This is a genomic window from Flavobacteriaceae bacterium (genome assembly GCA_014075215.1).
In the GTDB taxonomy this organism is placed as follows: domain Bacteria; phylum Bacteroidota; class Bacteroidia; order Flavobacteriales; family Flavobacteriaceae; genus Polaribacter.
On sequence record CP046177.1, the window covers coordinates 1,346,005 to 1,358,225 of the forward strand.

General features: G+C 30.4%; 11 protein-coding genes. All 11 read left to right on the forward strand.

Annotated elements, in window-relative coordinates; all coding sequences use genetic code 11:
* Positions 1-17: 17 nt before the first annotated feature.
* The 11 genes from GKR88_06805 to GKR88_06855 all read left to right on the forward strand — a co-directional run bounded on the left by GKR88_06805 (position 18) and on the right by GKR88_06855 (position 12,164).
* A complete protein-coding gene (locus GKR88_06805) occupies positions 18-842 on the forward strand; it encodes a hypothetical protein (GenBank protein QMU64029.1) in 825 nt (274 codons plus the stop codon).
* A 5-nt stretch (positions 843-847) separates the two neighbouring features.
* Complete coding sequence (locus tag GKR88_06810) at positions 848-2,119, forward strand: DUF4910 domain-containing protein (protein QMU64030.1); 1,272 nt, start codon at positions 848-850, stop codon at positions 2,117-2,119.
* A 14-nt stretch (positions 2,120-2,133) separates the two neighbouring features.
* Complete coding sequence (locus GKR88_06815) at positions 2,134-2,940, forward strand: SDR family oxidoreductase (protein QMU64031.1); 807 nt, start codon at positions 2,134-2,136, stop codon at positions 2,938-2,940.
* Between the two features lie 44 nt (positions 2,941-2,984).
* Entirely contained in the window at positions 2,985-4,589 is a 1,605-nt protein-coding gene (locus GKR88_06820) for a hypothetical protein (protein ID QMU64032.1), read from the forward strand.
* Positions 4,590-4,640: 51 nt separating this feature from the next.
* Positions 4,641-5,729: a hypothetical protein gene (locus tag GKR88_06825; GenBank protein ID QMU64033.1), complete on the forward strand. Its 1,089-nt coding sequence runs from the start codon at positions 4,641-4,643 to the stop codon at positions 5,727-5,729.
* 3 nt (positions 5,730-5,732) lie between these two features.
* Complete coding sequence (locus tag GKR88_06830) at positions 5,733-6,827, forward strand: hypothetical protein (GenBank protein ID QMU64034.1); 1,095 nt, start codon at positions 5,733-5,735, stop codon at positions 6,825-6,827.
* A 6-nt stretch (positions 6,828-6,833) separates the two neighbouring features.
* Entirely contained in the window at positions 6,834-8,315 is a 1,482-nt protein-coding gene (locus GKR88_06835) for a hypothetical protein (GenBank protein ID QMU64035.1), read from the forward strand.
* A 29-nt stretch (positions 8,316-8,344) separates the two neighbouring features.
* Positions 8,345-9,385, forward strand: coding sequence for a hypothetical protein (locus tag GKR88_06840; protein QMU64036.1), 1,041 nt, complete (start codon positions 8,345-8,347; stop codon positions 9,383-9,385).
* A gap of 116 nt (positions 9,386-9,501) precedes the next feature.
* On the forward strand, positions 9,502-10,575 hold the full coding sequence (locus GKR88_06845) for a hypothetical protein (protein ID QMU64037.1): 1,074 nt from the start codon (positions 9,502-9,504) through the stop codon (positions 10,573-10,575).
* A gap of 124 nt (positions 10,576-10,699) precedes the next feature.
* A complete protein-coding gene (locus GKR88_06850; protein ID QMU64038.1) occupies positions 10,700-11,887 on the forward strand; it encodes a hypothetical protein in 1,188 nt (395 codons plus the stop codon).
* Positions 11,888-11,930: 43 nt separating this feature from the next.
* Positions 11,931-12,164 carry a hypothetical protein gene (locus GKR88_06855; protein QMU64039.1) on the forward strand — a complete coding sequence of 78 codons (234 nt, stop codon included), beginning with the start codon at positions 11,931-11,933 and terminating at the stop codon, positions 12,162-12,164.
* The last annotated feature ends 57 nt before the right edge of the window (positions 12,165-12,221 follow it).

Here is a 12,221-nt window from a genome sequence, read left to right on the forward strand (position 1 = left end):
CTATAAAAAAATATAAAATGGACAAAAATAAAAACTATAACATTTTAGCTGATGAAATATACATAGGTGAAGGTGTTAGAATCCAAGACGGTATTACTATAAGTGGAAGCTATGATTATGCCTCACAAACAACCATACCCGCTAAAAAAGTCGTGATAGGCGATGGTGCCTATCTTGGTCATGATATTGAGATCGTTTGTCCTTCTATTGAAATAGGAGATTATACGATGATTAGAGAAAATACTGTTATTTCAGGAAATAAAGAAGCAAAAATTGGAAGCTGTTGTTGGATTGGACCCAACTGTATTCTGAATACTCATGGAGGGCTTTATCTTGGGAATGGCGTTGGAGTAGGAGCACGTAGTCAACTTTGGACACATATGCGTTTTGGCGACACATTACAAGGATGTAAATGGGAATCAGAATCCCCACTAATAGTAGATGATGATGTTTGGTTTGTTGGCCACTGTCTAGTATCACCCATTCATGCTAAAGCAAAAAGTATGGCAATGTTAGGTTCTGTAGTAACTCGTGATATGGAAGAAAATCATATCTACGCTGGTGTTCCGGCACGTGATATAACAGAAAAGCTTGGTAATCAGTATGAAGATGTCTCAATTGAGGAGAAATACAAGATAATGCAACAAAAGTTAAAAGAGTTTTATAAAATTAACCCTAATTATCCAAGATCTATAGTAATAGTAAAAGATTCAGTAGATAGTAAAGAAAACAATAAAACAGTATTTAATGTTTCTGACAGAACATATACTAAGAGGTTGACTAATGAAGAAATAGAATTTATGAAATTTTTACTTGTTACAATTAAGTTTTATCCAAATTGAAAAGAATGAGAAATAAAATTGAAAAGTATTTTGATCGCTTATGGCCTATTAACCGGAGTCTCACGGGAAAAGGGAATAGAAAATCTCTGCAAATACTTTCGGAGATTATACCTTTGGAAATTAAAGAAATACCTTCAGGGTCAAAATGCTTTGATTGGACAGTTCCTCCTGAATGGAATGTTAAAGAAGCATGGATAAAAGATGAAAAAGGAAATGAAATTATAAACTTTAAGGAAAATAATTTACATCTGCTGGGGTATTCCGAACCCTTTGAAAGTTTGCTTACTTACAATGAACTGAAAGAGCATTTGTATACTATACCGCATCAGCCTGATTTAATTCCCTATATGACATCATACTACAATAGAAGGTGGGGGTTTTGTTTATCGCATAATGAATTTGAGAAATTAGATAAATCTGTAAAATATCAAATAAAAATTGATTCAAAATTTGATAAAAATGGATTTATGACAATCTCAGATTTGATTTTAAGAGGAAAAACAGACGAAGAAGTTTTATTTACAACCTATATTTGTCACCCTTCTTTAGCAAATAATGAGTTATCAGGTCCTTTAGTTACAGCATTTATATACAACCAATTAAAAGATAAAGATTTATACTATACTTACAGGTTTGTTTTTGTGCCGGAAACTATTGGAAGTATTTATTACCTTTCTATGAATGGCGATTATCTTAAAGAAAAATTAGTAGCCGGATTTGTAGTGACGTGTATTGGAGATGACGGTAATTTCACTTACAAAAAAAGCAGGAGAGGAAATGCTTTATCAGATAGAGCAGTAAAAACTGTATTAAGTCAGACTGAAGAAGATTATACTATATTAAATTACACTCCCATAGGATCGGAAGAAAGGCAGTACTGTTCACCGGGGTTAAATCTTCCTGTAGGATCTCTTATGCGTACCATGTATGGTGTTTATCCTGAGTACCATACTTCTGCTGACAACAAAGGGTTTATTAGTTTTGATGCAATGGAAAAGTCTGTAATGAAATATTTAGAAATAGTTCATTTGATAGAGAACAACAAAAAATATATAAATCTGTTCCCATATTGTGAACCACGACTTGGAAAAAGAGGTTTGTACCCCACTATAGGTTCTCAAAAGGAAAAAGAATTAGAAGTAAAAGCTATGATGTGGATATTAAATTTGGCTGATGGAAAACATGACTTGATCGATATTATTGAGTCAAGTAAAATAGATTATCAAGTAATGATAAAAATTGCTAAAAATTTATTAATAAATAGAATCATTAAATAAAGTAAAGAGTCAATATGAAAAAAATCCAGAAATTATTCTCTCTTCAAGGGAAAAATGTAGTAGTTGCAGGTGGTGCAGGGCAGATTGGTTTTGCTATGGTACAGATTCTGGCAGATGCAGGAGCTATGATTTACATTGCGGATATTGACAGTGAAATGGCAACAGAGAAGATAGAAAAAGATACAAGCTTAAAAGACAAAGTAAAAGTCGTAAAGCTCGATGTTTCTAACTCTGATTCAATTGCAGGGTTTGATAAAGATTTAGGAGGGATTCCTGTTCACGGTTTGGTCAATTGTTTTCACTTTAAAGGAAATACGAGGAAGCTGGATACAACATCCAATTTCTTCTCAGGCTTTGAACACTACCCCGAGGAAGCCTGGAATTTGGTACACGACGTAAATTTGAAAGGAAGTTTTTTACTGAGTCAGAAATTATTACCTAAGATGAAAAACAACAATGCTTCCATAGTAAATATTTCCTCTACCTATGGCATTGTGAGTGCAAACAAGAGTATTTACGGAACTTCCGGAATCAACTCGCCGGTAGCCTATGCTACCTCTAAAGCAGCATTGATCAATTTAACCAGATATATGGCAACTCATTTGGCTGACGAAGGCATTCGGGTAAATTGCCTAAGTCCGGGAGGTGTTTTTAACAATCAAGCAGAAGATTTCTTAAAGAATTACTGTGATAAAACCCCATTAAAAAGAATGGCAAAAGCAGAAGATTACCAGGGAGCAATAGTGTATCTGATAAGTAGTGCATCTTCATACATGACAGGTGCTAATTTAGTAGTTGACGGTGGGTGGACTGCCTGGTAAATTTCTTTCTAATACCTTTAACTAGCTAAATACAAATATTCATAATGAAATTAAAAATAAAAGATGCGATAAAAATTTTCTTATTTCCTCCTACTATAAGGATATTATATTTTTTAGGATTTTCTTATCAGAGATTAGGAAAGGTTTCTTTTTTTGCGAAAAGTAATCTAATCGCACAGGCAAAAAAGCTAGGAAAATTTGATGAAGGTATTGCAGAGAAGAAGCAAGAAGTTTATGTGTTACTTATGTTATCCGGAAGTACTTTTCATTTGTATATAGAGACGTTACTTGCATTGGGCTTGAAGAAAAAAGGACATAAAATTACCTTCTTGATGGATGATAATACATTACCAATTCATGAACTCAAACGAATTGGTAATGAAAAGAATTGGGATTATGAGGCCGAAAGGGATTTTATTTTTGCGTCGAAGTTCTTAAAGACGGTTGGACTTGATTTTATATCCATTTCAGAATTTATCAAGGGAACACCTGAATTAGAATATGATAAGAAATACGATACTATTTTAGAGGCAACCTTATTGAAACAGTATAAATTAGGAGTCATAGAAAAAACTCTGCCATTGCTGGAAGAAAAAACAGATTTGATCAAAAAAGCAATTTCTATTACACATTACATAGGAGAAAAATTGGTAGAATTAAAACCGGATTTGGTTATAATGAGTCATGGAATTTATAGTACTTGGGGGCCTCCATTTCAAGTGCTTTTGCATCATCAAATTCCCACCTTGGTTCACGGAAGAGGTAAAAAAAGACACTCACAAGTTTTCAATTGGAATAAAACAGGTGATTCTTGGGATGTTACTGATGAATGGGATAAAGTAAAAAACAAAGATTTAACGTCAAGACAACTAGATCTAATTTATCAGTATCTAGATTCCCGTATTTCTCACAAGAATGACGTTTTTGTGTACAATTTTGGAAAAACGACTTCAGAAAATGAAACTATAGAGTACCTTGGGTTAGATGCTAAGAAACCCATTTATACCTTATTTACCAATGTCTTATGGGATGCTACGAGTGCACAAAGAGAAATTGCCTTTAACAATCCTACTGAGTGGGTGATAGAAACTATTGAATGGTTTAACAAACATCCTGAAAAACAATTAATAGTCAAAATACATCCGGCAGAAGTGGTTATTGGTACAAACATGCCATTCTATAATATTATTATGGATAGAGTGACTCCAAAGAGCAATATTCGAATCATAAAACCAAAAGAAAAAGTAAATAGTTGGAGTATCTATAATATCTCCAAGCTAGGAATTGTACATACCACAACAGCCGGGATGGAAATGCCTCTGGTGTGTAAACCTTGCATTGTTGTTTCCAAAACACATTATAGAAATAAAGGATTTACATTAGACATCAATTCCAAGCAAGAATATTTTGATTTGCTTGAAAATTTTGACCCGGAAAGTATTGATTACGAAATGAATAAAAAAGAAGCGATGAAATATGCATACCTAGTATTTATAAGGTACCAAGTTTCATTTCATTACTTTTTTGAAGAAGTATCTACAGAAATTAATGGATTCAAATACAATAATTTTGAAGAGTATTTAGATGATAATAATTTCTTTAAGATTATTGATTGTATTGAAAATCGAAAAGCTATTTTTGAAAATTAAAAATGAGAAAGAGATTAAAGTTCATTCTGCAAAAAGAAATATAAGATTTAGATGAATATGGCTGATGACATAAAAAAACTACTCCGTAATCTTTTTTTTATAAGCAGGGAAGAACGACTATACGCGATTTTAAAAATAAAGAAGCAATTAGAAACAAGATTTTTAAATGAAGATTTTAAAATCAAATCAAACGAATTAAAATTAAAAATCAAATACTTTATCTATACAAGAGACTTTTCTATTATTTTAAATAACAACATGGAGAACCTGATAAGAAAAATTGAAGATGTCTTAAAAAAAAGGTTCGCAAAATTTTTATTACCAGGAAAAAGTTTTAAAATCAAAAGTATTCACAGCCATGGAGAAGACAAAAAGCCATTCTTTTTTTCAAAATTAGAAGAATATCATAGGCTGCTAGAAAAAGTAAATTGTATTTTAATTGTTCAAGGCAGTTATTCTGATGGTACATTTGTAAGCTATTCTGATATTGATTTGGCAATCATAGGACCACTTTCAAAAGAAGTTCCCAAAATCAAAAAACAAATAGATAAAGAACTAATAAAGATAGATCCACTACAACATCATGGAGTATTTTTCATTAATTCTAATAGCTTTATTAATTATTGGCAGATGGACCTTCCCATAGAAACAATAGAGAAATCTCTCACATTTTCCGATCTTGATAAAAAGATAAATATCCCTCACTTTTTTAATGAAAAATTTAGCTCTCGTAAATGGCTTTTAGGTTTTGTGAATACATACAATGATTTTCCGATTACATTAGAAACAGATGTGTTTTTTGCAAAATATTTCCTTTCGCAATTGATGTTAGTACCGGTTTTGGTAATGGCTAAAAAAGGCAGATATATTCACAAAAGAGATTCTTTTCTATTAGCCAAAGAGTATTATACGAAAGAAGCTTGGAAATGTATTGATGCGGCAACCTTGTTTAGAGAAAAATGGGATCAAAGAAATATAGATAGTAATTACGTTCTAAGGAAAGATATTAAAGCAACAAAAATAAAACAGGAATACAACAAATTCAACGAGGTTGTTCAAATTAATGAAGAAATACTCATTGATACAGATAAATCATACAAACTTTTTATCCAAGAAACAAAAGTGATTATAAATAGTTGATATATGAAATTTGATAATCTTTATGGAGAAGTTAACGCTGTACCATTATCTATTTATGATGACTTAATCTCAACTTATATGGATCAAGTCAAAAAAATAGAAGGAGTTCTTTCAATTATTCAAATAGGAAGTTTTACAGCTCCGGGGCTTAGTGATATTGATATTATTGTAATTGTTGACGACATTAACCCTCCAAATTGGGATGATATCAGTATCAGAAAAATTCTTAAGCAAAAAAAAGGATATGAAGTCATTGCTCATGATGTTTTTGTTTACTCAAAAATACTTGCTAAATATATTGAAGGGCTTTTTTATATTGATAGAAAAAAAATTCTTTACGGAGACGATATTGGAGGCCATATGACTGATGATAAAATAAACGATTTAAAGTTGATTTTATCTTATGAATATACTATCCACAGGTTAGAATCATTATCAGCCATGCTATCAATGAGAAAAAATCATGTAAGAGCTGTATCGTTGTTTATCAGTACATTGAGACATACCTATAAATTATTAAGCGATTTTAATATTATTCCTTTTCAGGAATCTAAAAGAAAAATAGCTGAAATTGAAACTCTAAGAAAGCAAGCAATCGCAGTAAAGCTTAAAACAATAGAAAGTGAATTGAATAAATGGATTATACCAAGTTTTGAAGTAATTTATAGTAGTATTTTGTTGTTAGAAGAAAAATTATCCTATAAAAAAAGAAATCATGATAAGTGGATTTTGAACTCAGGAAAAATGATTTTTAATATTGATAATGTAAAAAAAGTAATCAATTTTTACAAAGCAAATTATACTCTGAATAAATTTTTAAGAGGGAAAATATTAGTAATTCCAATGCCTTCGTCAGTTCGTGAACACATTGTTGATTACAGATTAGAGAATTATTCTAATAAGAATAATAACTTTGACGAAATGGATTTGAAAACCCTAAGACATCATCTGGCAAAAAAGCACGAAGCCTTCATTAAGGTCAATAACTATCCAATTTCCAAGAGTTATATCATTATTGACGATGAGAAAAACAAAATTCAAGACCTGATAAAACACTTTTTATGTAAAATCATTTTATTTTTTAAAAGTAATAAATAACAATATTTGGAAGCTTTACTCAAATTATTTTCATTAAAACTAATTGCTTCTCTTTTTGGTGTTTTGTATTCAATTCTTCAGGTAAGGTATTTTGGAGCCTCCAGAATAGTTGAAGTTTTTTTTGCTGCTCAAAGCCTGGTATATTTAGTTACATCTCTGGCTCAGGGCGGACAATTATCAGAAGTTTTTTTACCGGAGTACCATAGGCTAAACCTTATTAGTAAAGGGCTTGGATTTAAAGCTCTGAATATTGTGATTAATAGGATGTTCTTTTTAGCAACAATATTATCTATTCCTATTTTTTTTCTGGCTCCAATATTCATTGATGTACTGGTTCCCGGATTTAGTGAAGGCGATAAGAAAATGGCAGTTCTCATTTTTAGAATTCTACTGCCTTGCTTATATTTTCAATTGTTTAATTTATTTTTTGCAACTGTTTTAAATGCAGAAGAAAAATTTGAAAAAGCTGAAGTATTAGGGTTTACCAATGTAATAATAAATTTGATATGCATTATTACTTTATATCAGTATATCGGAATCTGGGCACTGGTAACTTCTTTGTTGTTAGGTAAATTTTTAGAGTTTGTTTTTTACATCTCTCAACTCTACAAGATTAAATACAGATATCATTTTATTCTAAGAAGTGAAGAGTTTGATCATGCTGATTTTTTCAAAACCATTCGCAGTACTTTTTTATATGTTGGTGCAACACAAATCTATTCCATTGTCCTTACTGCCAGTATTTCATTCCTGCCTGAAGGAGTTTATGCGATTTTTCGATATGTTCAAAATTTAGCTAATAGAATAAAAGGTTTATTTATTCAACCGTTCATAACAATATTTTTTACCAAGTACTCACAGCTATTACAAGATTCGAAATCTTTACTTAATGAATTTATAAAAAATATTCAAGGCATTTTAAAAGTTAATACTATAGTTATTGTCGTAGTTATATTACTAGGTATAAGCGTTTTAAATTTTCTTTGGGGAAGTAACAAATTTGATGCAAGTGATGTAAGTTCAGCTCAGGTATTTTTAGTTTTTAATTCAATCGGTATATTGTTTAGTGGAGTTGGAAGTCTTTATCGTAAGATGGCGATATCTCATGGCAAAGGAAAAGTATTATACCGGTATTGGTCTGTAAGTCAACTTCTCTCGGCTCTACTTAGCTTTTTCTTGATTAAATACTTTGATATAAATGGTCTGTTATTTATCATTCCTCTAAATATCTTTTTGATCAGCATAGTAAGTTATACCGTATACATTAGAACTAAAAACTCCTTTAAATTTTATTTTTTGAATAAAGAAAATATAGAATCTTTGATACTCATTGCCTTAGCAGCAGCAATAAACTTTATATTAGGTAAATTCTCAACTTCTTTTAACAATTCTTACCAACTGATCTTTTTGATGTTTGTAACTTTGGTGCTATGTTTAAAGCCTCTTTATTCATTGTATAGATTATTTAATTCAAAGAATACCTTATGAATAGATCAAAAACAATTTTATTTCCGTTGATGAGAGATATAAAAACGATACCTCCAACAATTTCAATAATTAATTATTTAGCTTCAAGAGGATATAAAATTGTCTTATTCACTTATCATACGGAAGTAAAATTTGAATTTTCTAATATTCACTTAATACAACTTAAAAAGAAACCTTATCCAATTGGTTTACTTAAGAGAATTGCGGCTAAGATTTATTTTCACTTAAAATTTTATCGGTTTTTATTTAAGCATAAACACGCTGTTAATATTATATGGTTGGGGGCACCGGATGTTATCGGAATATATGGTTTTAAAGGGGCAATAAAAGTAGTCTATCAATTTCATGAATTGGAACAGCATAGATTTAATTCTTGTAGGAAAGCAGATTACCTGGTTGTTCCTGAAGAAAATAGAGGTTGGATTACTTACTTCTTAGCCAAGTTAAAAACAAAACCATTATTGTTACCAAATATTCCAAATTACGGAGGCTTTAATATCTCAGAAGATAAAGAAATAACTGCATTGAAAAATATGGGAAAAATAACGGTTCTTTACTCCGGCTTAATAGATAATAAAAAAAGAAGTTTAAAAGAATTAGTAAAAGCATTTGACTTTTTGCCGGCAAAATACGTGCTAGTAATTATTCCCTCATTTGTTAAAGTTCGTAATGATTTAGAAGATTTAAAAAAATATGTAAAGAGTTTGAACTTAAGTGGCAGAGTTGTGTTTTTAAATTCCAGAATGCCGCCAAACCACCTGAATACCATTGCTGCAGCGGATATAGGGATTGGTTTTTATAGTGCAACTTCTCTTAATAACGTTTATGCAGCTCCAAACAGATTGTATGAATTTGTTAATTTTGGTACCCTACTGATATTGCCGGATTTTCCTGCATTTAAAGCTCTATCCGGAGTATTTCCCTATGCTGTAAATGTAACGGATATATCCAATCCTAGAGAAATATCAGTAATTATTGAAGATATAATGCTAAATATAAATAAGCAAAAAAATCACTATCTTCATTTAAAAAGATTGAAGGGAACTATGAATATTTTGCAAGAAATGTAGAAGAAAAAATATTTTTATCTTGAACAAATAAAAAAACAATTGAATATCAGGTTCAAGACAGAAAAGCGGAGAGTCAAAATGGAGCCTGTATGGTTTATTTAATTTAGTAGATTAAAATGACAAAAAAAATACTTTTAACAGGCTATATAGGGAGAGAAAACTTCGGAGATGATTTATTATTAAAAATAGCTCTGGACAACATTAAAAAGATAAAAAATAATGAAGTTTATTGTATAGTTCCTGAAACTGTAGACGCACTTTATCTATTACAGTATTACCCGAAAATTAAAATAATAAGATATAAAAAAACAATACCTGTTTTTTTCTACAAAAGTTTTGATAAAGTATACTTTATTGGCGGCGGTGTTTTCTTTGATTACGGAAAGGAAATAAATACTAAGAATTATTTCAAGAGAAAGATTTCTAATTATTTAAGATATAATATTCCAAAATTATTAGGTACTAAATATGCCGGAATAGGTATTGGTATAGGACCTTTTATAAATAAAAGATCACAATCCATATACCAAAGTATGTTAAAAAATTTTGATTTTTTAGGAGTAAGAGATCAAAAATCTTATGAGTATGGAAAATTGTTTGATTTAAAAAAAGTTTATTTAGCTAATGATTTGAGCCTATTGCTAAGGAATGAACTTACTGCTCTTAAGCGATCTAAAACAGCATGTAGTGTCATTATATGTCCAAGGTCGTATAAGCATTACAAACCCTATGAAAAACATCTGGAAGTTCTGATGAAATTCTCTGAACACTTATTAGAAAAACAATATCAGGTAAACTGGTGCTTTTTTCAATCTGAAGAAGAGAAAATAATGGAGAAACTCGAATCTAAAGGTATACTTTCTACTGTTTGGAATCCGTATAAAATGACAATTATGGATTTTGTATCCCTATTTAAGAATGCCAGTATAGTTTTTACCAGTAGAATGCATATGGTTTATGTGGCAGGACTTTTGGGAATAAATACTGTCTCTATCAGAGTTGACCCAAAGTTGGAATATGCTGCAAGACTTTTTAATAGAAAACCGAAGATACTAGATCCTTTAACAAATTTGGAAGAGTATATAGGATGTTTAGGCTCTAAATTTGAGTTTGACGATGAGAAATTCGAGAGAGAATATAATTCGGTTATTTCGGTAAGTGAAAAGATGAAAGATTGGTTGGCAAAATGAAGATACTCCTCAAGCTTTTTTCATTAAAACTAATTGCTTCTCTTCTTGGAGTTTCAAATACGAAGCATATAGTTCATACCATTGAAAATATTGAGCATGCTCACGACTTTATCAGTTGGTAAAAATGAAAACACTCTTAAAGCTTTTTTCTTTTAAGCTCTTAACTTCATTACTAGGTCTTTTATACTCGATTCTATTAGTTAGATATTTTGGAGCTTCCAGGAATATAGAAATCTATTTTGCAGCACAGGGTTTGGTTTATATGGTTACTTCTTTATCGCAAGGAGGGCAGTTGGCAGAAGTTTTTCTACCCGAATATCACAAATTAAATACTATCCGAAAAGGATTAGGTTTTGAGGCACTATCTGTCATCCTAAATAGGATATTCTTATTAGGAACTGTTATTATAGCCATTATTTTCATATTTGCTTCATTCTTTATTCAATTATTAGTACCAGGGTTTTCAGAGGAAGATAAAGAACTTTCAACCCTTATTTTTAGAATCCTCTTGCCTTATTTGTACCTTCAACTATTTAATTCTTTTTTTATGATAGTATTAAATGCTGAGAAAAAGTTTGGAAGAGTAGAATTTTTAAGTGTGGTAAATTATATAATTAACATTCTAACAATATTAGTGTTTTATAAATCTCTGGGAATTTGGGCATTGGTACTTTCCTTACTATTAGGTAAGGTAATCGAATTCTTTTTTTACGTATATCAACTATATAGAATAGAGTTTAGACACTCATTTAAGCTAACAATAAAAGATTTTGATCATAAATCGTTTTTTAAGACAATGAAGAGTACGTTGTCATATGTAGGAGCTACTCAAATTCTTTCCATTACTTTTACATCTACTATCTCTTTTTTACCAGAAGGAACTCTGGCCATTTTCAAATATTTGCAGAACCTGAGTAATAAAATAAAGAACTTGTTCATACAACCTTTCTTAACTATTTTCTTCACACGTTATTCTTTATTGATGCAAAATTCCAAATCTGTTTCGTATGAATTCAAGAAGAACATGATCAGTATACTAAATGTGAATATCATAGTTATTATTGGAAGTATTTTGTTAGGATATTATGGGATTGACTTTATATGGGGTGGTGAAAAATTTAACGAAGATAATGTAGCACTAGCATATATTTTTTTACAATTTAATATAGTTGCGGTTTTGATAGGAAGTATCGGGGGGATTTATAGAAAAATGGCGATTTCTAATCACCTTGGAAAAAAACCTATATTCTTATTGGGTCATATCGCAACTGTTGTCAGCAGTGTTTTGCTATGTATTGGTAGCCCAATTTAAAATTCAAGGATTACTATTTATTAAACCATTAAATACATTTTTAATGGCTTTAGCAAGTTATTTTGTTTATAAAAAGGTAGAAAACCCTATCAGGTACTCATTTCTAAGCGGTAATAATTTACTGTTGTTGCTCATGATAGTTGTGGCCTGGCTGCTACATGTCTTTATAGAACAATTATCATTCGAAAGTATTACATATAAAATAGCATTGTTACTTGTATTTGTCAATGTATTATCTGTCAGATCAGTGTATTTGATTTATAAGACATTTAAATAAGTAAAATGTTAGTAATAATCGAATTACAGAAACAGGACATGGTTAAATAATAAAAAA